The sequence below is a fragment of the Rhodovulum iodosum genome (assembly GCF_041020385.1).
GTDB lineage: Bacteria > Pseudomonadota > Alphaproteobacteria > Rhodobacterales > Rhodobacteraceae > Rhodovulum > Rhodovulum iodosum.
The window spans coordinates 917,190-936,487 of sequence record NZ_JBEHHI010000001.1 but is presented as its reverse complement, the minus strand read 5'-3'; the positions used below and the strand labels follow the sequence as shown (position 1 = coordinate 936,487).

Annotated in this window: 19 protein-coding genes and 2 pseudogenes; 10 read left to right on the top strand and 11 right to left on the bottom strand. The window is 67.1% G+C overall.

What is annotated here, in order from left to right; translation table 11 throughout:
- Positions 1 to 4 precede the first annotated feature (4 nt).
- Together carB and Ga0609869_RS04595 are read right to left on the bottom strand one after the other, a co-directional pair.
- Complete coding sequence (gene carB, locus Ga0609869_RS04600; RefSeq protein WP_125406250.1) at positions 5 to 3,232, bottom strand: carbamoyl-phosphate synthase large subunit; 3,228 nt, start codon at positions 3,230 to 3,232, stop codon at positions 5 to 7.
- 83 nt (positions 3,233 to 3,315) lie between these two features.
- Entirely contained in the window at positions 3,316 to 4,635 is a 1,320-nt protein-coding gene (locus Ga0609869_RS04595) for a glycosyltransferase 87 family protein (protein WP_125406251.1), read from the bottom strand.
- 109 nt (positions 4,636 to 4,744) lie between these two features.
- On the opposite strand from Ga0609869_RS04595, the gene Ga0609869_RS04590 reads away from it, so the two are divergent.
- The 3 genes from Ga0609869_RS04590 to bchJ all read left to right on the top strand — a co-directional run bounded on the left by Ga0609869_RS04590 (position 4,745) and on the right by bchJ (position 7,788).
- Positions 4,745 to 5,425: a CPBP family intramembrane glutamic endopeptidase gene (locus tag Ga0609869_RS04590; RefSeq protein ID WP_125406252.1), complete on the top strand. Its 681-nt coding sequence runs from the start codon at positions 4,745 to 4,747 to the stop codon at positions 5,423 to 5,425.
- 105 nt (positions 5,426 to 5,530) lie between these two features.
- Positions 5,531 to 7,192: a magnesium-protoporphyrin IX monomethyl ester anaerobic oxidative cyclase gene (gene bchE, locus Ga0609869_RS04585; protein ID WP_125406253.1), complete on the top strand. Its 1,662-nt coding sequence runs from the start codon at positions 5,531 to 5,533 to the stop codon at positions 7,190 to 7,192.
- A complete protein-coding gene (gene bchJ, locus Ga0609869_RS04580) occupies positions 7,192 to 7,788 on the top strand; it encodes a bacteriochlorophyll 4-vinyl reductase (protein WP_125406254.1) in 597 nt (198 codons plus the stop codon). Before bchE ends, bchJ begins: the two co-directional genes overlap by 1 nt.
- A 1-nt stretch (position 7,789) precedes the next feature.
- Here the strand turns inward: bchJ and Ga0609869_RS04575 are convergent, their stop codons facing one another.
- Complete coding sequence (locus tag Ga0609869_RS04575; protein WP_342772238.1) at positions 7,790 to 8,992, bottom strand: class I SAM-dependent methyltransferase; 1,203 nt, start codon at positions 8,990 to 8,992, stop codon at positions 7,790 to 7,792.
- 183 nt (positions 8,993 to 9,175) lie between these two features.
- Between Ga0609869_RS04575 and aspS the strand changes: the two genes are divergently transcribed.
- Positions 9,176 to 10,951, top strand: a complete 1,776-nt coding sequence (gene aspS / locus Ga0609869_RS04570) for an aspartate--tRNA ligase (RefSeq protein WP_125406258.1) — start codon at positions 9,176 to 9,178, stop codon at positions 10,949 to 10,951.
- A gap of 344 nt (positions 10,952 to 11,295) precedes the next feature.
- On the opposite strand, the gene Ga0609869_RS04565 is transcribed toward aspS, so the two are convergent.
- The 3 genes and pseudogenes from Ga0609869_RS04565 to Ga0609869_RS04555 form a co-directional block, all read right to left on the bottom strand.
- Entirely contained in the window at positions 11,296 to 12,465 is a 1,170-nt protein-coding gene (locus tag Ga0609869_RS04565) for a CaiB/BaiF CoA transferase family protein (protein WP_125406261.1), read from the bottom strand.
- Entirely contained in the window at positions 12,462 to 13,676 is a 1,215-nt protein-coding gene (locus tag Ga0609869_RS04560) for an acyl-CoA dehydrogenase (RefSeq protein ID WP_170168827.1), read from the bottom strand. The genes Ga0609869_RS04565 and Ga0609869_RS04560 overlap by 4 nt, the downstream gene beginning before the upstream one ends.
- Before the next feature lie 117 nt (positions 13,677 to 13,793).
- A pseudogene (locus Ga0609869_RS04555) lies at positions 13,794 to 14,138 on the bottom strand (FAD-binding protein); the annotation flags it as partial.
- Here Ga0609869_RS04555 and Ga0609869_RS04550 point away from each other — a divergent pair.
- A pseudogene (locus Ga0609869_RS04550) lies at positions 14,095 to 14,334 on the top strand (TRAP transporter large permease subunit); the annotation flags it as partial. The pseudogenes Ga0609869_RS04555 and Ga0609869_RS04550 sit on opposite strands and share 44 nt — an antisense overlap.
- 42 nt (positions 14,335 to 14,376) lie before the next feature.
- Here the strand turns inward: Ga0609869_RS04550 and Ga0609869_RS04545 are convergent.
- Entirely contained in the window at positions 14,377 to 14,559 is a 183-nt protein-coding gene (locus tag Ga0609869_RS04545; RefSeq protein WP_125406270.1) for a hypothetical protein, read from the bottom strand.
- A 156-nt stretch (positions 14,560 to 14,715) separates the two neighbouring features.
- On the opposite strand from Ga0609869_RS04545, the gene Ga0609869_RS04540 reads away from it, so the two are divergent.
- The 3 genes from Ga0609869_RS04540 (at position 14,716) to Ga0609869_RS04530 (ending at position 16,472) form a co-directional block, all read left to right on the top strand.
- Positions 14,716 to 15,432 (top strand): GNAT family N-acetyltransferase, encoded by a 717-nt coding sequence (locus Ga0609869_RS04540; RefSeq protein ID WP_125406273.1) that lies wholly within the window; start codon positions 14,716 to 14,718, stop codon positions 15,430 to 15,432.
- A 342-nt stretch (positions 15,433 to 15,774) separates the two neighbouring features.
- Positions 15,775 to 16,179 carry a methylmalonyl-CoA epimerase gene (gene mce / locus Ga0609869_RS04535; protein WP_125406275.1) on the top strand — a complete coding sequence of 135 codons (405 nt, stop codon included), beginning with the start codon at positions 15,775 to 15,777 and terminating at the stop codon, positions 16,177 to 16,179.
- On the top strand, positions 16,179 to 16,472 hold the full coding sequence (locus Ga0609869_RS04530; RefSeq protein WP_125406278.1) for a DUF1467 family protein: 294 nt from the start codon (positions 16,179 to 16,181) through the stop codon (positions 16,470 to 16,472). The genes mce and Ga0609869_RS04530 overlap by 1 nt, the downstream gene beginning before the upstream one ends.
- On the opposite strand, the gene Ga0609869_RS04525 is transcribed toward Ga0609869_RS04530, so the two are convergent.
- Together Ga0609869_RS04525 and Ga0609869_RS04520 are read right to left on the bottom strand one after the other, a co-directional pair.
- The gene (locus tag Ga0609869_RS04525) at positions 16,429 to 17,127 is read right to left on the bottom strand and encodes an EI24 domain-containing protein (protein WP_125406281.1); all 699 of its coding nucleotides are present in this window, start codon (positions 17,125 to 17,127) and stop codon (positions 16,429 to 16,431) included. The two genes, Ga0609869_RS04530 and Ga0609869_RS04525, sit on opposite strands and share 44 nt — an antisense overlap.
- Positions 17,124 to 17,702 carry a nitroreductase family protein gene (locus Ga0609869_RS04520; protein ID WP_125406284.1) on the bottom strand — a complete coding sequence of 193 codons (579 nt, stop codon included), beginning with the start codon at positions 17,700 to 17,702 and terminating at the stop codon, positions 17,124 to 17,126. Before Ga0609869_RS04520 ends, Ga0609869_RS04525 begins: the two co-directional genes overlap by 4 nt.
- Before the next feature lie 98 nt (positions 17,703 to 17,800).
- Between Ga0609869_RS04520 and Ga0609869_RS04515 the strand changes: the two genes are divergently transcribed.
- Positions 17,801 to 18,058: a DUF167 domain-containing protein gene (locus Ga0609869_RS04515; protein WP_125406286.1), complete on the top strand. Its 258-nt coding sequence runs from the start codon at positions 17,801 to 17,803 to the stop codon at positions 18,056 to 18,058.
- Between the two features lie 186 nt (positions 18,059 to 18,244).
- On the opposite strand, the gene Ga0609869_RS04510 is transcribed toward Ga0609869_RS04515, so the two are convergent.
- Together Ga0609869_RS04510 and Ga0609869_RS04505 are read right to left on the bottom strand one after the other, a co-directional pair.
- Positions 18,245 to 18,484, bottom strand: coding sequence for a DUF8831 family protein (locus tag Ga0609869_RS04510; RefSeq protein ID WP_125406289.1), 240 nt, complete (start codon positions 18,482 to 18,484; stop codon positions 18,245 to 18,247).
- Positions 18,485 to 18,515: 31 nt separating this feature from the next.
- Positions 18,516 to 18,887: a thiol-disulfide oxidoreductase DCC family protein gene (locus Ga0609869_RS04505; RefSeq protein ID WP_125406292.1), complete on the bottom strand. Its 372-nt coding sequence runs from the start codon at positions 18,885 to 18,887 to the stop codon at positions 18,516 to 18,518.
- A 135-nt stretch (positions 18,888 to 19,022) separates the two neighbouring features.
- Between Ga0609869_RS04505 and Ga0609869_RS04500 the strand changes: the two genes are divergently transcribed.
- Complete coding sequence (locus tag Ga0609869_RS04500; protein WP_125406295.1) at positions 19,023 to 19,295, top strand: DUF6455 family protein; 273 nt, start codon at positions 19,023 to 19,025, stop codon at positions 19,293 to 19,295.
- The last annotated feature ends 3 nt before the right edge of the window (positions 19,296 to 19,298 follow it).

Genomic DNA, 19,298 nt, shown 5'->3' with positions numbered 1-19,298 from the left:
GGCCTCAGCCTTGCAGGCTTTCCACCCCGAGCTCGCCCTCTTCGCGCGATTTCATCGCCAGCGCCGCGGCGTGGCTGGCGGCGGCGGTGGTGAAATAGGGGATACGGTCCGACAGCGCCACCGCGCGCATCGAGCGCGAATCCGACACCGCCTGCGTGCCCTCGGTGGTGTTCATCACCAGGTGCACCAGCCCGTCCTTCATCACGTCGACGATGGTGCGCCCGCCCTCGTAGGCCTTGTTGACGATCTCGGTCTCTATCCCGTTGGCGGCAAGGAACTTGGCCGTGCCGCGGGTGGCGAGAATGGAAAAGCCCAGGCCGGTCAGGATGCGGGCAGTCTCGGACAGTTGCGGTGTCTTGTCGGCATCCTTGATCGACAGGAACACGCAGCCCTGGTGCGGCAGGTCGGTGCCCGCGCCCATCTGCGCCTTGAGAAAGGCGCGGGCAAAGCTGTGGTCGTAGCCCATCACCTCGCCGGTCGAGCGCATCTCGGGGCCGAGCAGCGTGTCGACGCCGGGGAAGCGGGCGAAGGGCAGCACTGCCTCTTTCACGGCAAAGCCCTCGATCTGCGGGTCGACCAGGGTGAATTCGCTCAGCTTTTCGCCCGCCATCAGCCGCGCGGCAATCGACGCGATGGGCGAGTTCACCGCCTTGGCCACGAAGGGCACCGTGCGGCTGGCGCGCGGGTTGACCTCGATCAGGTAAACATCGCCATCCTTGACCGCGTATTGCACGTTCATCAGGCCGACCACGCCCAGCTCCAGCGCCAGCGCGCGGGTCTGGCGCTTGAGTTCGTCGACGATCTCGGGGGCCAGCGAATAGGGCGGCAGCGAGCAGGCCGAGTCGCCCGAATGGACGCCCGCCTCTTCGATGTGCTGCATGATGCCGGCGACGTGTACGTCGGCCCCGTCGCACAGAGCGTCGACATCGACCTCGGTCGCCCCAGACAGGTAGCTGTCCAACAAAACCGGCGATTTGCCCGAGACCACGACGGCCTCGGAGATGTAGCGTTCCAGTTGCGCGGTGTCGCGGACTATCTCCATCGCCCGGCCGCCGAGCACGTAGGAGGGCCGGATCACCAGCGGGTAGCCGATGGCCTCGGCCGCCTCCATTGCCGCCTCGGCCGAGGCGGCGATCGCGTTCTTGGGCTGCTTGAGGGCCAGCTTGTGCACCAGCGCCTGGAACCGCTCGCGATCCTCGGCCAGGTCGATGGCGTCGGGCGAGGTGCCGAGGATCGGGATGCCCTCGGATTGCAGCGCATCGGCCAGCTTGAGCGGGGTCTGCCCGCCGAACTGCACGATCACCCCGTGCAGCGTGCCGCGGTCTTGTTCGACCCGCAGGATTTCCATCACATGTTCGAAGGTCAGGGGCTCGAAATACAGCCGGTCCGAGGTGTCGTAGTCGGTCGACACGGTCTCGGGGTTGCAGTTGATCATGATCGTCTCATAGCCCGCGTCGGTCAATGCGAAGCAGGCGTGGCAGCAACAATAGTCGAACTCGATGCCCTGGCCGATCCGGTTGGGCCCGCCGCCCAGGATCACCACCTTCTTGCGGGTCGAGGGGCGCGCCTCGCACTCGACCTCGCCCATCACCGGGGATTCGTAGGTCGAGTACATGTAGGGCGTCTGCGCCTCGAACTCGGCCGCGCAGGTGTCGATCCGCTTGAAGACGGCGGTAACGCCCAGATTGAGCCGCGCCCGGCGCACCTGCGCCTCTTCGCGGCCGGTGAGCGTGGCCAGCCGCGCATCGGTAAAGCCCAGCATCTTGAGCTGCCTGAGGCCCTCTTCGGTGACCGGCAGCCCCTCCTTTCGGATGCGCTCTTCGGCCTCGACGATTTCGCGGATGCGCGACAGGAACCACGGATCGAAACTGGTGGTGGCCTGGATGTCGTCATCCGACATGCCATGACGCATCGCCTGGGCGATCAGACGCAGGCGGTCGGGCGTCTGTTTCGACAGCGCGGCGACGATCCGGGCGTGGTCCGGGGCGCCCTCGATGGCGATTTCGTCAAATCCGGACAGGCCGGTTTCAAGCGAGGCCAGCGCCTTTTGCAGCGACTCGTGGATCGTGCGGCCGATCGCCATCGCCTCGCCGACCGATTTCATCGCGGTCGTCAGCTCGGCCTTGGCGCCGGGGAATTTTTCGAAGGCAAAGCGCGGGATCTTGGTGACCACGTAGTCGATGGTCGGCTCGAAACTCGCGGGCGTGACCTTGGTGATGTCGTTGTCCAGTTCGTCCAGCGTGTAGCCCACGGCCAGCTTCGCGGCGATCTTGGCGATGGGAAAGCCCGTCGCCTTGGAGGCCAGCGCCGAGGATCGCGAGACGCGCGGGTTCATCTCGATCACCACCATGCGGCCGTCTTCGGGGTTGATCGCCCATTGCACGTTCGACCCGCCTGTCTCGACCCCGATCTCGCGCAGCACGGCGATGGAGCCGTTGCGCATCATCTGGTATTCCTTGTCGGTCAGCGTCAGCGCGGGCGCCACGGTGACGGAATCGCCCGTGTGCACGCCCATCGGGTCGACGTTTTCGATGGAACAGACGATGATCGCGTTGTCCGCCTTGTCGCGGACCACCTCCATCTCGAATTCCTTCCAGCCCAGCAGGCTTTCGTCGATCAGGATCTGTTTGACCGGCGAGGCATCCAGCCCGGTGCGGCAGTAATGCTCGAACTCCTGTCGGTTATAGGCCACGCCGCCCCCGGTGCCGCCCAGTGTGTAGGCGGGCCGGATGATCGCCGGCAGGCCGACATGTTCCAGCGCGGCCATGCATTCTTCCATCGTGTTGGCGATGGTGGCCTTGGGGTTTTCCAGCCCGATGCGGTCCATCGCCTCGCGGAACAGCTTGCGGTCCTCGGCCATCTCGATGGCGGCGCGGTTGGCGCCGATGAGTTCGACCCCGAACTTGTGCAGCACGCCCATGTCGGCCAGTTTCAGCGAGGTGTTCAGCCCGGTCTGCCCGCCCATGGTCGGCAACAGCGCGTCGGGGCGTTCCTTTTCGATGATCTTGGCGACGACTTCTGGCGTGATGGGCTCGATATAGGTGGCATCGGCCAGCCCCGGGTCGGTCATGATCGTGGCGGGGTTCGAGTTGACCAGGATCACCCGGTAGCCCTCTTCCCGCAGCGCCTTGCAGGCCTGTGCGCCGGAATAGTCGAATTCGCAGGCCTGACCGATGATGATGGGCCCCGCGCCGATGATCATGATCGATTTGATATCGGTTCTCTTCGGCATGGCCCGTCCCCCGGAATGGCAAATCCTCGCGGGTTATAGACAAGCGGGATGGGCGCGCAAGGGTGGGACGCGCTTTTTCGCACTCAGCCCGGCGGAGCGGCCCAGGCGGGCGCGGCACGCCCCTCCGGCGGGGCCGGTCGGGCCGCCGCCCGTGCCATGCGAAGCGCGATCAGCCCCAAGAGCCCGGCCAGCAGCGGCACCGTCAGAAGCACCGGCAGATGCGCGCCCTGCGGCAGCGCAATGAGCGTGCGAAAGGCGGCAAAAGCGGTGGCCACCGCGAACAGAAACAGCAGAGCCGCGCCACGCCACGCCGGAAACACCCCGACCAGGCCGGGCATCAGAAAGAGCGCGGTCAGGTAGTAATGCGCCCAGGCAAGCGGCGCGCAAAGCGGCGCCAGCAGGCAAAGCGCAAGCACCGGCAGGCGCACCCGGTCGGGGCCCGGCGGCAGGGCGCGCCCGACGAACAGGAGATAGGCCAGCCCGGCGGCCAACACCGCCTTGACGGCGAGGCCGACCCACAGCGGCTCTGCGATGAGATCCTGCTTGCCGACCGCCAGCTCCGGCAGGCCGCCGCCGATCAACTGCGACGTCTTGATCAGGAAAACCTCCAGCGAGAAATTCGTGACCGCCGGCGCCACCGCGCCGCTGATCTGCGACAGCCGTTCGGCGAATTCGGCATGCAGCCCGTCGGGCACCAGCGCAAGGCTGAGCGCGGCAAGGCCGGCGAGGCTGACCGCGAACCCGGCCAGCGCCCGGCGGCTGCCGGAAATCAGGAAGACCAGCGCAAAGACCGCCGGGGCGAGCTTCAGCGCCGCGGCCAGCCCCAGGACGGCCCCGGCCAGCCCGGCCCGGCCGGCCAGCAACCGCTCCATCGACAGCAGCACGAGAAAGCTGACCAGGATCTGCGGCTGGTTGAGCGAGATCGCGTAGCCCGAGATGAACGAGGTCTGCAGCATCGCGACCGAGATCAGCGCCCAGCCCCAGCGCGGCAGCCAGACCGGCCGCATGATCCGGGCGGCAAGCGCGACGCTGGCCGCCATCGCCGCGATGTTCAGCACCTGCGCGCCGTTGAAAAAGCTTTGCGGCCCGACCGCGTGGGCCAGCGGCGCCAGCAAGACGGCCCAGAGCGGCGGATAGACGTAAGGCACGGCCAGTTCGTCGGGATGGCCCATATCGGCCACCGCCTGCGCCCAGAGCGGCGGCATGTCGCCCACCAGGATACCCGGCGGCGCGGCATAGACCTGACCGGGCAGGCCCGCGCCCTGGAACCACGCGGCGAAATAGACGGCGGAAAGATCCAGCCCCCAGATATTCCAGCTCGCCTGGATCGCCAGCACCGCCCAGGCGGCCAGAATGAATGCCGCGGCGAGCCGGTCGCGCTGGTCTTTGCCTGTCCGTGTCATCGGCCCTCTCGACAACGTGGTTTGCGTTTCGGCGACAATATTGGCGATTTGTGCCCATTATGCGGCGCGGCTGTGGAACCGCGCGGGCCGCGGGCCTATCTCAAGCTGCATGTCCAAGACCGACCCCATGCCTGCCACCGCGCCCGGCGAAAGGGCGCGACAGCGCCTGTGGGCCGAGTTCGCGCTGCTTTTCGTGGCTGCGCCGCTGGCCATGGCGCTGGCGCTGCCGCCTGCGGCGCTGTTTCCGGCGCTTTTCACGCTGACCGCCTTGGGGCTGGGCCTGTTGCACGTCACCGAAGGGTTTCACTGGCGCGAGCTGGGGCAGGGGGTGCGGCGGATCGACTGGCGCGCGGTGCTGATCTTTGCCGCGGTCACGCTGGCCGTGGCGCTGGCGGTGGTCTTCGCCACCGCGCCGTCCAGCGCGTTTTCGCTGGTCCGGGAGCGCCCGGTCCTGTTCGCCATGATCGTCCTGCTCTACCCGCCGCTTTCGGCCTTGCCGCAAGAGATCGTCTTTCGGCCGCTCTTTTTCCGCCGCTACGGCGCGCTCTTGCCCGGCCTATGGCCGGCGATAGCGCTCAACGCCGGGCTCTTTTCGCTGGCGCACCTGATGTACTGGAGCTGGATCGTCGCGGCGATGACCTTTTGCGGCGGGCTCGCCTTCGGCTGGGCCTACGAGGCGCGGCGGAATTTCCCGATGGCGGTGGCGATGCACAGCATTGCGGGCTGGGTCCTCTTTGCCGTGGGGCTTGGCGTTTTCTTCTATTCGGGCAATGTCACCCGCCCGTTCTGACGCAGGCCGAACTGTCACAGCCAAGCTGACAGTTTTTTGACTTGTGTCAATTCTGATTGACAGTGGATGTGTCATGTTCCGCTCCGAACCACGGGGAGTCGATCCATGCGTATTGTCTTTATCCATCCCAACTACAAGTCCGGCGGCGCCGAGATCGCGGGCAACTGGCCGCCGGCCTGGGTGGCCTATCTCACCGGGTCGCTGCGGATTGCGGGATACGACGATATCACCTTCCTGGACGCGATGACGCACAACCTGTCGGACGACGACATCCGCGCCAAGCTGAAGGACCTGCAGCCCGATGTCGTGGCGACGACCTCGATCACGCCGTCGATCTACGCCGCCGAGCGCATTCTGGAAATCTCGAAGGAAGAGGTGCCCAGCGCGGTGCGGGTCCTCGGCGGCATCCACGCCACTTTCATGTTCAAGCAGGTGCTGTCCGAGGCACCCTGGGTCGACGTGATCTGCCGCGGCGAAGGCGAAGAGATCGTCGTCGAGCTGATGAACGCGATCCGCGACAAGCGCTGGCCGGAATGCCGCCGCGACATCAAGGGCCTGGCCTTCCTCGACGGCGACGAGATCGTTGCCACGCCGGCCGCGCCCACGATCAAGAACATCGACGCGCTCAAGCCCGACTGGAATATCCTCGACTGGGAAAAATACATCTACATCCCGCTGAACTGCAAGGTGGCCATCCCCAACATGGCGCGCGGCTGCCCGTTCACCTGCTCGTTCTGCTCGCAGTGGAAGTTCTGGCGCGACTACCGCATCCGCGACCCCAAGCTGGTGGTCGACGAGATCGAGGACCTGGTGAACAACCACGGCGTCGGCTTCTTCATCCTTGCTGACGAAGAACCGACCATCAACCGCAAGAAATTCATCGCCTTCTGCCAGGAGTTGATCGACCGCGGCCTGCCCGACAAGGTGAAATGGGGCATCAACACCCGCGTCACCGACATCCTGCGCGACGAGGAATACCTCTCGTTCTACCGCAAGGCGGGGCTCGTGCACATCTCGCTCGGCACCGAGGCGGCGGCGCAGCTGAAACTCGACCAGTTCAACAAGGAAACCCGCGTCGAGGACAACAAGCGCGCGATCCAGCTCTTGCGCGAGGCCGACATCCTGACCGAGGCGCAGTTCATCGTGGGGCTCGACAACGAAACCCCCGAGACGCTGGAAGAGACCTTCCAGCTCTGCTGGGACTGGCAGCCGGACCTGGCCAACTGGGCGATGTATACGCCCTGGCCGTTCACGCCGCTCTTCCAGGAGTTGCACAACAAGGTCGAGGTCTTCGACTACTCGCGCTACAACTTCGTAAACCCGATCATGAAGCCCGAGGCGATGGACCGTGCCGAGCTTCTGGACCGGGTGATGAACAACTATCGCCGGTTCTACAGCCGCAAGGCGCTGTTCCACTATCCATGGCGCGGCACCGGGTTCCGCCGCCGGTATCTGCTGGGTTGCCTCAAGGCGTTCCTCAAGGCCGGCGTGCAGCGCTCGTTCTACGATCTGGGCAAGAACAACTACTGGGGTCCGCAATCCAAGGACAAGGTCAAGTTCGACTTCGACATGACCCGCCAGCCCGCTCAGGCGCAGATTGATGACTGGGTGTCGAACGCCGACAAGGCCGCGCAGGCCGCGGCCAAGCGCAAGTCCAAGGATGCCAGCTTCAAGATGCCCGTGGACGATGCCAAGACCAACGCCGCCAAGCAGGCGGCCGAGGCCAAGGTCTGCGGCGGCGGCGACCAGCAAATGGAAGACGCCTGATGTTCGACGATCCGACCGGGCGCGCCGGCCGGATCGGCCCCAATGCCGTGCTCCAGCTTCTCCCTGTGCTGGAGCAGGCGGGTGGCGCGGCGCTGCGCGACGACATGCTGCAAGAGGCGGGGCTGAACGAACCCCCGTCGGATACCGGGCTGATGGACGAGGGTCCGGCCGCCGCCATGCATGCCGCGCTGCGCCGCAGCCTTCCCGAGCAGGCGCCCGCCCTACTCCGCGAGGCGGGCGCCCGCACCGGGGAATATATCCTCGCCCACCGCATTCCGGCCTTTGCCCAAATCATCCTGAAGATTTTGCCGGCCGCGCTGTCGGCGCCGATGCTGGCCAAGGCCATCGCCAAGCATAGCTGGACCTTCGCCGGCTCCGGCGCGTTTCAGGTGGTCTCGACCCGGCCGCTGGTGTTCGAGCTGACCAACAATCCTCTGATCCGCGGCGAGGTGGCCAACGCGCCGCTGTGCGTCTGGCACGAGGCGGTGTTCGACACCCTGTTCCAGACCCTCGTCGACAAGCGCCTGACCACGCGCGAAACGACATGCGCGGCTGCGGGCGGGCGCATCTGCCGGTTCGAGATTTCCCGACGCTGAGCTACTGCGCTGCGATCGACGTGCGCGCCTCGGCGGGGCCGATGTAGTCGCGCGTCAGCGGCACCGCGTCGGCGCGTTTCGCCAACTGCATCTGGAACACCCCCTGCCGGTCGACCTCGAAGGTAGCCTGGCAGGCTATCAGGTAATACCGCCACATCCGTATGAACCGCTCGTCATACGCCGCGCGCACCTGGTCCAACCGGGCCTCGAACCGGTCGCGCCACGCCGCCATCGTGCGCGCGTAATGCAGGCGCCAAACCTCGAGATCGGTCAGCCAAAGATCGGCGCGCTCGACCGCGCGCGTCGCCTCGGACAGCGAGGGCACATAGCCACCGGGAAAGATGTATTTCTGAATCCATCCCGCGGTGGTGTGCGGCGGCGTCGACCGCCCGATCGTGTGGATCAGCGCCACCCCGTCGGGCGTCAGCAGATCGCGCACCTTGGTGAAATAGGTGGCGTACTGGGGCAGGCCCACATGTTCGAACATGCCCACGCTTACGATCCGGTCGAAAGGCCCGTCGAGTTTGCGGTAATCCATCAGGCGCAGATCGATCCGGTCGGACAGCCCCGCCGCCGCCACGCGCTCGCGCCCCAGCGCCAGCTGGTTTTCCGACAGCGTCACCCCGGTGACCCGCGCGCCGTAATCGCGCGCCAGCGTGATCGCCATGCCGCCCCAGCCGCAGCCGATATCGAGCACGCGCATGTCCGGCTCGATCAGCAGCTTGGCCGCGATATGCGCCTTCTTGGCGGCCTGGGCCTCGTCCAGCGACATGTCCGGCCGGGCGAAATAGGCGCAGCTATACTGCATGTCGTCGTCCAGGAAGAGCCGGTAGAGATCGTTCGACAGGTCGTAATGATGGGCGACGTTGGCGCGCGCCGATCGCGGCGTGTTGCGCTGCACGAAGGCCCTGACGGCATAGCGCGCGGCATCGGCCGTGCGCGCCCAGCGGGGCAGCCCGCCAAGCTGCCGGTTGCGCAGCAGGAATGTCATCAGATCGTGCAGCCGGTCGCCCTCGATGGTCAGCCGCCCGTCCATGTAACCCTCGCCAAGGGCCATCTCGGGATCACGGCAAAGCGCGCGGACGAGGGCCTCGTCGTGCAGCCTGATCCGAAGCGACAAACCACCCCCCGGGCCGTAGCGCCGCCGCGTCCCGTCGGGATACTCGGTTTCCAGTTCGCCCTCGCGGATAAAGCGCGAAAGCATTCTATCAAAAAGCGTTTGCCACATCGCAAAACCCACCCGAATTGTTGGTTCCGTGGCGATACCCTGTTTCTAAAATAACCCGAATCGGCGGCTGCGCCAAATCCCTGCTCGCGCGTCCCTTGACTTCGGTGTCCATCGGGGGTGTATCGGCGCCGATCCGACCCAACCCGTAAGGAATGCCCGATGCACCCGTTTCGCAGCCATACCTGCGCCGATCTGAACAAATCGAACGTGGGCGAGACCGTGCGCCTGTCGGGCTGGGTGCATCGCGTGCGCGACCACGGGGGCGTGCTGTTCATCGATTTGCGCGACCATTACGGCATGACCCAGGTGCTGGCCGACCCCGACAGCCCGGTGTTTTCGCAGGTCGAAAAGGTGCGCAGCGAATGGTGCATCCGCATCGACGGCGCGGTGAAGGCCCGCGACGAGAGCCTGATCAACCCCAGGCTGCCCACCGGCGAGATCGAGGTCTATATCCGCGACATCGAGGTTCTGGGCGCCGCGCAAGAGCTGCCGCTGATGGTGTTCGGCGATCAGGAATACCCCGAGGAGACGCGCCTGCGCTATCGCTATCTCGACCTGCGCCGCGAGGCGATGCAGCAAAAGATGATGCTGCGCTCTGACGTGGTGGCCTCGATCCGCCGTCGGATGTGGGACCAGGGCTTCCGCGAGTTCCAGACGCCGATCATCACCGCCAGCTCGCCCGAGGGCGCGCGCGATTTCCTGGTGCCCTCGCGCCTGCACCCGGGCAAGTTCTACGCGCTTCCCCAGGCGCCGCAGCAGTTCAAGCAGCTCTTGATGGTCTCGGGCTTCGACAAGTATTTCCAGATCGCGCCCTGCTTCCGCGACGAAGACCCGCGCGCCGACCGCTCGCCCACCGATTTCTACCAGCTCGACATGGAGATGAGCTTCGTCACGCAAGCGGACGTGTTCGACACCGTCCAGCCGGTGCTGGAGGGCGTGTTCGAGGAATTCGGCGGCGGCCACAAGGTCGACAAGCACTGGCCGCAGATCCGCTTTGCCGACGCGATGAAATGGTACGGCACCGACAAGCCCGACCTGCGCAACCCGATCAAGATGCAGGACGTGTCGGATCATTTCCGCGGTTCGGGCTTCGCGATCTTCGCCAAGCTCTTGGAGCAGGACCGCACCGAGATCCGCGCCATTCCGGCGCCCGGCGGCGGGTCGCGCAAGTTCTGCGACCGCATGAACAGCTATGCCCAGAAAGAGGGCCTGCCGGGGATGGGCTATATCTTCTGGCGCGACGGCGAGAACGGCATGGAGGCCGCGGGGCCGCTGGCCAAGAATATCGGCCCCGAGCGCACCGAGGCGATCCGCAGCCAACTGGGCCTCGGCAAGGGCGACGCGGCGTTCTTCCTCGGCGGCAAGCCCTCGGCCTTCGAGGCCGTGGCGGGCCGCGCGCGCAACGTGATCGGCGAAGAGCTGAACCTCACCGAGCAGAACCGCTTTGCGTTTTGCTGGGTCGTCGATTTTCCGCTCTACGAAAAGGACGACGAGACCGGCGCGATCGACTTTTCCCACAACCCGTTCTCGATGCCCCAGGGCGGGATCGAGGCGCTGGACGGCGACCCGCTCGAGGTGCTGGGCTACCAGTACGACTGTTCCTGCAACGGCTACGAGATCCTCTCGGGCGCGATCCGCAACCACCGCCCCGAGATCATGTTCAAGGCGTTCTCGCTGGCGGGTTACAGCGAAGACGACGTGCGCGCGCGCTTCGGCGGCATGGTCAGCGCGTTCCAGTACGGCGCTCCCCCCCACGGCGGCTGCGCGGCGGGTATCGACCGGATCGTGATGCTCTTGGCCGACGAGTCGAACATCCGCGAGGTTATCCTGTTCCCGATGAACCAGCGCGCCGAAGATCTGATGATGGGCGCCCCGTCCGAGCCTACGAACGAGCAGTTGCGCGACCTGAGCCTGCGCGTGATCGATCAGGAATAGGGCAGGCACGGTCGTGCCGGGGTGTCGCGCAATCGCCGGTCAGAGCCCTTTGCGGCCATCGGTTTTGCCCCGCTTCGCAACGCGACCGGCCGGGGGCCTTGCCCGGTCGCCATTGCCAGTCGGACCAATAGCGCGACAATGGCGACCGCATGGGTATTTGGACCAAGAAGAAGCAGACAGCGGTTTCTTCTGGCCGCAAATATCCCGGGGGGAGTCCGAAGGACGGGGGGCAGCGCCCCCCATGCGCCGCTGCAATGCCGGTGCCCGCTCCGTCCGAATCCCAGACATTGCCGACGACCCCGCCCGCCTTGTCGCACGCGGCGATCAGTCGGCCACCGGCGCCCTCAGTCCTCCTCTGCCGTTCCGGCCCACCCTCGGGCGCGGATCGTGGCCCCGTCCGCGTCGAGCGGGGGCGCGGAGCGATCGAGCGACAGCCGGCTTTCGGAAAAGCGCAGCGGCGTGCGCACGCCTGGGATCCCCTGCGGGTCGATCTTCAGGCGCCGCGCCACGACCTGTGGGTCGGCGAAGACATCGGCCATGTCGTTGATCGGCGCCGAGGGGACCACGGCCTGTTCCAGCCGGTCCAGCAGCACGGCGCGCGTCCAGCCGGCCAGCGCCGATGACAGCGCGCCGATCAGCGTCGCGCGGTTGTCGACCCGGTCCCGGTTCGTGCGGTAGCGCGGATCGTCGGCCAGCTCGGGCTGGCCGATCACCTGGCAGAGCCTGCGGAACTGCCCGTCATTGCCCGCCGCGATGATCACCTGCCCGTCGGACACCGGGAAGACCTGGTAGGGTACGATATTGGGGTGCTGGTTGCCCATGCGCCCCGGCGCCACGCCGGTGGCAAGGTAGTTCATCGCCTGGTTCGCCATCAGCGCCGTGGCGCTGTCCAGCAGCGACACGTCGATATGCTGTCCGCGCCCGGTGCGCGCCCGTTCGGCCAGCGCCGCCTGGATGCCGATCACGCCATAAAGCCCCGAGACGATGTCGGTGACGGCCACGCCCACCTTCATCGGTTCGCCCTCGGGGCTGCCTGTCACCGACATCAGCCCCGACATGCCCTGGATCAGGTAGTCGTAGCCCGCCCGCGCCGCATAGGGCCCGTCCTGCCCGAAGCCGGTGATCGAGCAGTAGACCAGCCCGGGGTTGGCCGCCGAGAGGCTGGCGTGGTCGAGCCCGAACTTGGCCAGGCCCCCGAGCTTGAAATTCTCGATCAGGACGTCGGCCTCGCCGGCCAGCCCGCGCACCAGCGCCAGGTCCTCGTCGGAGCGGAAATCGGCCGCGACAGACCGTTTGCCCCGGTTGGCGGAATAGAAATAGGCCGCGCTCGGGTGCTCTTCCCCGCCTTCGGGTCGCTTGATGAAGGGCGGGCCCCATGTTCGCGTGTCATCGCCCGCCGGGCTTTCCACCTTTATCACGGTGGCGCCCAGATCGGCGAGGCACTGGCCGATCCACGGACCGGCCAGGATGCGCGCCAGCTCCAGGACCTTGAGGCCCTCCAGCGGCCGGCTCATGCGAAGGCCTGAAGCCCTGTCTGCGCCCGTCCGAGGATCAGCGCGTGGACATCGTGGGTGCCTTCGTAGGTGTTCACCGTCTCCAGGTTCTGCGAATGCCGGATAACGTGGTAGTCGGCCATGATCCCGTTGCCGCCATGCATGTCGCGCGCCAGCCGGGCGATATCCAGCGCCTTGCCGCAATTGTTGCGCTTGATCAGGCTGATCGTCTCGGGCGCGGCCAGCCCCTCGTCCATCATCCGGCCCACCCTGAGCGCGGCCAGCAGGCCAAGCGCGATCTCGGTCTGCATGTCGGCCAGCTTTTTCTGGAACAGCTGGGTCTGGGCCAGCGGGCGTTTGAACTGGGTGCGCTCAAGCCCGTATTGGCGCGCGCGGTGCCAGCAATCCTCGGCGGCGCCCATCACGCCCCATGCGATGCCGAACCGCGCCCGGTTGAGACAGCCGAAAGGCCCTTTCAGGCCCTCGACACCGGGCAACAGCGCGTCTTCGCCGACCTCGACATCCTTCATGACGATCTCGCCGGTGACCGAGGCGCGCAACGACAGCTTGCCGCCGATCTTGGGGGCCGAAAGGCCCTTCATGCCCTTTTCCAGGACGAATCCCTTGATCTTGCCGCCATGGGCCTCGGATTTCGCCCACACCACGAAGACATCTGCGATGGGGCTGTTGGAAATCCACATCTTGGCGCCGTTCAGCACATAGCCGCCCTCGGTCTTTTTGGCGACGGTCTTCATCCCGGCGGGGTCGGAACCCGCATCGGGCTCGGTCAGGCCGAAACAGCCGATCCACTCGCCCGTGGCGAGCTTGGGCAGGTATTTGTGCTTTTGCTCTTCGGTGCCGTAGGCATTGATCGGGTACATCACCAGCGAGGACTGCACGCTCAGCATCGAGCGATAGCCTGAATCGACCCGCTCGACCTCGCGCGCGGCAAGGCCGTAGGTCACGTAGCCGGCACCAAGCCCGCCGAATTCCTGCGGAATGGTGATGCCCAGCAGGCCCATCTCACCCATCTCGGCAAAGATCTCGGGCGCGACGGTTTCGTTCAGGTAGGCGTCGGTGACGCGCGGGGCCAGCTTGTCGGCGGCATAGGCGGCGGCGCTGCCGGCCACCATGCGCTCGTCTTCGCCGAGCTGCGCGTACAGGTGGAACGGGTCCGCCCAGTCGAAATCCGAAAGCGAGGGGCCCAATCCCTTGGCCTGTCCGTCTGCCATGTCCTGTCTCCTTGTCTCTTGCTGGCGGGTCCGGTCCCGCACGCTCCCCGCGATCCGGCCTGGGACCACCGCGCCGAGCAGCCCGTTGCCCGAAAGATAGCCCGCATCGGCGGCGCCGGAAACGCCGCGGGCTGCGCCGCCGACCGCGTAAGCATTGGGCAGCGCCACGCCGTTCTTGTGCATCAACCGGGCGCGGTCGTCCACCGCCAGCCCGCGCTGGGTGTGAAACAGCGCCCCCGTCACCCGGACCCCGCAATATGGCGGGGCGGGCGGCGTGGCGGGAAAGGACCGGCCGAATCCGTCCTGCCCGCCCGCCGGGATCGCGGCCAGCGTGCGGGCGACGGCGTCGGGCGGCAGGCCCAGCGCCCCGGCCGGAGATTGGGGCGTATCGGCGGTCTTGATCGCGCCCTGCGCCTCGGCCGCAAGCCCGGGTTTCGATCTGATATGGTTCGGCCTGATCATGCTGCTGGCGCTGGAAATCAGCTTTGCCACGCCGCCCTTCGGCCTGCTGCTCTTCGTGATGAAGGGTATGTCGCCGCCCGGAACGACGATGCGCGACATCTACATGTCGGCGATTCCGTTCATCCTGTGCGCGCTGGTGCTGGTGGCCCTGCTGACCGGTTTCCCGGCGCCGGCATCCTGGCTGCCAAGTCTCTGAGGGGGTCGAGAGAGGGGGATGTGTCCGCAGCCGGACGCCGCGTCAAAGCGCGTCGACGGTGACCGCGATGCCGGCCTCGACCATCCCGCCCGGGCCGTCTTCGTTCGGGAACAGGGTGCCGGCCAGTGCGACGGCCAATGACAACACGCCCGCCATCAATACACCCCAGTTCAGGGCCGCGCGCAGGCGGCTGGAGGCAAAGCGGACTCGGGCGGGCATCGTCATGGCGGGGCTCGTTCTGGTCTGACACTGTAGGCTGTGCCGAGGCTGCCCACGGAAATCGGCGGAAATGGGGCACCTCGCGGGCGGCTTGCGGGCGATTTGCGCCTTTCGCGCTGCTGAGGTTTTCGGCTAGACCGCCCGGTATCAGGAGCCTCTGCAATGACCGACCCCGCCCCCCTCGGGCCCCGCGTGCCCGGATGGCGCCCGCCCCCGCGCCCGCCCCGGCAGGCGCTGACGGGGCGCTACGTGACGCTCGAACCGCTATCGGCCGAGGCGCACGCGGCCGAGTTGCACCGCGCCAACAGCGCCGATGCGGCGATCTGGACCTATCTGCCCTACGGGCCCTACGCCGACGAGACCGCCTTTGCCGCATGGATGCGCGGCGCCACCGCGGGCGAAGACCCGGTGTTTTACGCGGTTCGCCCGGCCGCGACCGGCCGCGCCGAGGGCGTACTCAGCTTTCTGCGCATTGCGCCCGAGGCCGGCAGCATCGAAATCGGCCATGTCAATTTCTCGGCCGGGCTTCAGCGCAGCCGCGCCGCCACCGAGGCGTTGACGCTGGCGGTGGGCTGGGCGTTCGAGGCCGGCTATCGCCGGGTGGAATGGAAATGCAACGCGCTGAACCTGGCCTCGCGCCGGGCGGCCCAAAGGCTGGGGCTCAGCTACGAGGGGGTGTTCCGCCAGCAATCGGTGGTCAAGGGGCGCAACCGCGACACCGCCTGGTTCGCCGCCGTGGATGGGGAATGGCCAGCGCTGAAGGCGGCCTACCGGGCGTGGCTGGACCCGGCGAATTTCGACGCGGAGGGGCGGCAGCGCGTGGCGCTTGGCGCGCTCACCGCTCCGGTGCGGGCGGCGTCTGACCCGATGTTGGGCTGAGGGGTGCGGCGCCAGTCTTGCGCAGCGCAGAGGTGCCGCCGGTTGACCGTGACGGGGCGCTCTCTTCGAGGCGCGATAGGAAAGGGCGCCTTGTCACCCACGCTCTGACATTGGACAGACGATGGTTTCGGCACCAAAAGGCACGCCGCTCGGCCTTTGCCGCGCCTGCCCACGGGCAGGTGCGGCGCGGCTCCGGTTGCGACCGGGAGAACGGCGGGACTGTCCCGCCAAGCTGATTGACATGGTTCGGGGCGACCGCTTCGGGAAGCCGCGAACATCTCGGCCCTTGCGCCCCCGTCCGGCAAATCCGATAACCGCCCAAACCCGCCAGGAGGAGACCCCATGATCGGCCGTTTGAACCATGTCGCCATCGCCGTGCCCGACCTGAAGGCCGCCGCGGCGCAATATGCCGATACGCTGGGCGCCAAGGTCGGCGCGCCCCAGGACGAGCCCGACCACGGCGTGACCGTGGTGTTCATCGAGCTGCCCAACACCAAGATCGAGCTGCTGTACCCGCTGGGCGAGGCGAGCCCGATCAACGGGTTTCTGGAAAAGAACCCCGCGGGCGGCATCCACCATATCTGCTATGAGGTCGACGATATCCTGGCCGCCCGCGACCGGCTGAAGGCGCAGGGCGCCCGCGTGCTGGGCAGCGGCGAGCCCAAGATCGGCGCCCATGGCAAGCCGGTTCTGTTCCTGCACCCCAAGGATTTCAACGGCACCCTGATCGAGCTGGAACAGGTCTGATGGGGATCACGTCCGCGATTGTCCTGTTCGCGGTGATCTGGTTCATGGTGCTTTTCATCGTGCTGCCGATCAGGCTGACGACCCAGGGCGAGGCCGGCAAGGTCGAGCCCGGCACGCCCGAAAGCGCCCCCGCTGCACCGAACCTCAAGCGCAAGGTCCGCATCGTCACGCTGATCGCCGTGCTGATCTGGGCCGGGGTGGCGGGTGTCATCCTGTCGGGCGCGGTCACCGTGCGCGACATCGACATCTTCAACCGGATGGATCCCCCGCCAGCCGATGGTAGAGGTGGGTGAACACCGCCGCGCCCAGGATCGGGATCACCAGGTTGACGAGCGGCAGCGACAACGGCACCGCCATCAACAGGCCGGCGGCAAAGATCGTGCCCCGGTGACGCTTGCGCAGGGCGCTGGCCGCCTTGCGCCCGATCCGCCGCATCGCGGCCATCTGGAAATACTCCCGCCCCAGCAAGAACCCGTTGACCGCCCAGAACAGCAAGGGCGCAAGCGGCCCGACGAGGAAATAGAGCACCAGCGCGACAAGGTTCACCGCCACCAGAACGCCGAGAAAGCTGAGGCTGTCGCCAATCTGGTCGAGAAACGGGGGACTTTCAGCCGGGGGCAGGTCGGGGTAATGCCGGGCCTCGACCGCCTCGGCCACGTCGTCGAGAAAGATGCCCATGAACGCCGCCGCGACGGGCACCATCAGAAACACCGACAAGACAAGCATCAGCACCAGCGAGGCGCCCGAGAGCAATTCGTCGACCCAATGCACCTCGCCCAGCCAGGGCAGGGAAAAACTGTCGGGCACGACCCAGCCGATCACGCCGAAGATCAGCGCGTAGATGCCGAAGAGCAGCGCCACGGTCAGCCCCAGTCCCAACAGCAGCACCCGCAGGAAACGCCGGTCGCCGACCTGGCCGAGGGTCTTGAGAAACGCGCCGAAGATCATTGCCGCACCCAATTCGTTATGGCGTCGAGGTCGGGGCGCGGCCGGTCGGGCGGTTCGGCGGTCTCGGTCCCGATATGGATGAAACCCGCCACCTGTTCGTGTGCGCCCAGCCCGAGGCCCTGTTCGAGGAAGGCGCGGTCATGCGCAGGCCAGCCCGACAGCCAGTTCGCCCCCCAGCCCGCCGCCAGCGCGGCATTCAAAAGCGCCAGGCACACCGCGCCCGCGGAATAGAGCTGTTCGATCTGGGGGATCTTGTCGCTGGGTTTGGGGGCGGCGATCACCGCCACGGCCAGCCCGCTTTGGGCAAAGGCGGCCTGCGCCTTGTCCACCGTCGCCGGTTCAAGCTCCAGCGCGCGGCCCCGGTCGGCGGCCAGCTCGCCCAGCCGCGCCAGCGCCGCACGCTCCAGCACGATAAAGCGCCAGGGCACCAGCTTGCCGTGATCGGGTGTGCGCGCCGCCGCGGTCAGGATCGGCCGCAAGGCGTCGCGGTCCGGCACCGGGGCGCGCAGCGTCTTGGCGGGCCGCGACCTGCGGGTCAGCAGAAATTCCATCACGTCGGGTCGCGGGGCGGGCATCGGCGCTCTCCTCTGGTCTGCCACTGATGTCGGCCATTGCGCGGCCCGGTTCAACCCCGGCTTGACGCCCGCCCGCATGGCGGGTCAAGTCTCGTGTCATGTCTGCGACCGACCTGACCCATCTTGCCGCGCCCGGCACCGAGATCGCCGTGCGGGTAACGCCCAAGGCATCGCGCAACGCGATCACGCCGCAGGACGGCCGGCTGCGCGTCTACGTCACCACCGTGCCCGAGGCCGGCAAGGCGAACGCGGCGGTGGTCAAGCTGTTGTCGAAGGCGCTGGGCGTGCCGAAATCGCGGCTGGTGCTGGTGCGCGGGCAATCCGCGCGGGACAAGCTGTTTCGCGTGCTGGGGTAGGGCCCACGCGCGCCAGGGCCGGTTCCGGGCGGTTGCGCCCCCTGGTCGTGCCGTACCCGGCACGGCACCCGCCGGGGGCGCCGCCCCCGGACCCCCGGGGGTATTTGGACCAAGAAGAAGCAGCCGGCGGCGACAGGTTGGAGACGTGGCGCCCGAGTTCGCCGCGCGCCGCAGGCGCGCTCCGGCCTAGCGCTTTTTCCGCGCCGCCCTGTAGACGCCTTCGGGCAGGTCGAGCGCCGCGGCGAGTTCGGTGATCTGCGACAGCGACAGGGTGATCGTCTGCACCCGGTCGGTGCGCGGGTCGAGCTGTTCGACGGTCACGCAATCCTCGAAGGCGTTGATGGTGACGTCTTCCTGCAAATGCTGGCCACCCTCGTCGATGAGGGTGATCACGGTGGCGTCGAAATCGTGCTCTATGGTGAACATGACGCCACGCTAGCGCGGGCCGCGCCCGCCCTCAACCGCGTTCGGTCCGCCGGCGGTGCATCGCGTAGAGCAGCGGTGCGGCGATCCGGTCATAGCCCAGCCGGGCCAGCGGAAACACCACCGGCAGCGAGACAAGCCGCGCGAGCCAGCGAAACCGCGGCATCTCGCGCCAGAGCGCGACGAAGGCGGGCAGGCCCGCGATCAGCCGCCCGTCGCGGACCACGTGAAAGCGACGCGCCGCCTGCGCTTCGCTCAGCCCCAGCCGCGCCCGTTCGGCGCTGCCCAGCCCGTGATAGCGAATGGGCAGCCCCCTGCTGTCGCTGTAGCGGCGATAGCCCGACACCTCGCGCGCACAGATCGGGCAGGTCTCGTTATAGATGACGTCGATGTCTTGCGTGCTCATGCCGCAGCACATAGCGGGGCGCGCCGGCGGGAAAACCCCGGGACCGCGCGATTACGCCGATTTGACACGAATCAAGGCGGCCCCGCGCGGCTTGCCGGTATCCATGGCCTTAACGCGCAGCAACAGGAGGGCGTCATGTCCGGCCAGAGCAAATTCGACGAACATGCCGATCTGGTCCAGAAGATGGCCGAGGCCTTGGGTATCGACCTGACCGAGGCGATGATGGCGGGCAACTGGACCCCGGAAGACATGCAGGCCACGGTCAAGCGCTGCCTGGGCTGCACCGACCCCGCCCATTGCAAGGGCTGGCTGACGGACAATGCCGCCGGCAGCGAAGAGACCCCGGGCTATTGCCGCAACAAGGACCTTCTGGAGGCGATGCGGGTGCGCCTGACGCCCGCCTCTTAAGCG

Bases quoted from the DNA above. Each gene is read 5' to 3' on its own strand.
- Ga0609869_RS04505 (WP_125406292.1), bottom strand. From the start codon at position 18,887: ATGAGCACGCAAGACATCGACGTCATCTATAACGAGACCTGCCCGATC.
- Ga0609869_RS04565 (WP_125406261.1), bottom strand. From the start codon at position 12,465: ATGAGCCGGCCGCTGGAGGGCCTCAAGGTCCTGGAGCTGGCGCGCATC.
- Ga0609869_RS04595 (WP_125406251.1), bottom strand. From the start codon at position 4,635: ATGACACGGACAGGCAAAGACCAGCGCGACCGGCTCGCCGCGGCATTC.
- mce (WP_125406275.1), top strand. From the start codon at position 15,775: ATGATCGGCCGTTTGAACCATGTCGCCATCGCCGTGCCCGACCTGAAG.
- Ga0609869_RS04520 (WP_125406284.1), bottom strand. From the start codon at position 17,702: ATGCCCGCCCCGCGACCCGACGTGATGGAATTTCTGCTGACCCGCAGG.
- carB (WP_125406250.1), bottom strand. From the start codon at position 3,232: ATGCCGAAGAGAACCGATATCAAATCGATCATGATCATCGGCGCGGGG.
- Ga0609869_RS04525 (WP_125406281.1), bottom strand. From the start codon at position 17,127: ATGATCTTCGGCGCGTTTCTCAAGACCCTCGGCCAGGTCGGCGACCGG.
- Ga0609869_RS04530 (WP_125406278.1), top strand. From the start codon at position 16,179: ATGGGGATCACGTCCGCGATTGTCCTGTTCGCGGTGATCTGGTTCATG.
- Ga0609869_RS04510 (WP_125406289.1), bottom strand. From the start codon at position 18,484: ATGTTCACCATAGAGCACGATTTCGACGCCACCGTGATCACCCTCATC.
- Ga0609869_RS04575 (WP_342772238.1), bottom strand. From the start codon at position 8,992: ATGCTTTCGCGCTTTATCCGCGAGGGCGAACTGGAAACCGAGTATCCC.
- aspS (WP_125406258.1), top strand. From the start codon at position 9,176: ATGCACCCGTTTCGCAGCCATACCTGCGCCGATCTGAACAAATCGAAC.
- Ga0609869_RS04545 (WP_125406270.1), bottom strand. From the start codon at position 14,559: ATGACGATGCCCGCCCGAGTCCGCTTTGCCTCCAGCCGCCTGCGCGCG.
- Ga0609869_RS04500 (WP_125406295.1), top strand. From the start codon at position 19,023: ATGTCCGGCCAGAGCAAATTCGACGAACATGCCGATCTGGTCCAGAAG.
- Ga0609869_RS04515 (WP_125406286.1), top strand. From the start codon at position 17,801: ATGTCTGCGACCGACCTGACCCATCTTGCCGCGCCCGGCACCGAGATC.
- Ga0609869_RS04590 (WP_125406252.1), top strand. From the start codon at position 4,745: ATGTCCAAGACCGACCCCATGCCTGCCACCGCGCCCGGCGAAAGGGCG.
- bchE (WP_125406253.1), top strand. From the start codon at position 5,531: ATGCGTATTGTCTTTATCCATCCCAACTACAAGTCCGGCGGCGCCGAG.
- Ga0609869_RS04540 (WP_125406273.1), top strand. From the start codon at position 14,716: ATGACCGACCCCGCCCCCCTCGGGCCCCGCGTGCCCGGATGGCGCCCG.
- Ga0609869_RS04560 (WP_170168827.1), bottom strand. From the start codon at position 13,676: ATGGCAGACGGACAGGCCAAGGGATTGGGCCCCTCGCTTTCGGATTTC.
- bchJ (WP_125406254.1), top strand. From the start codon at position 7,192: ATGTTCGACGATCCGACCGGGCGCGCCGGCCGGATCGGCCCCAATGCC.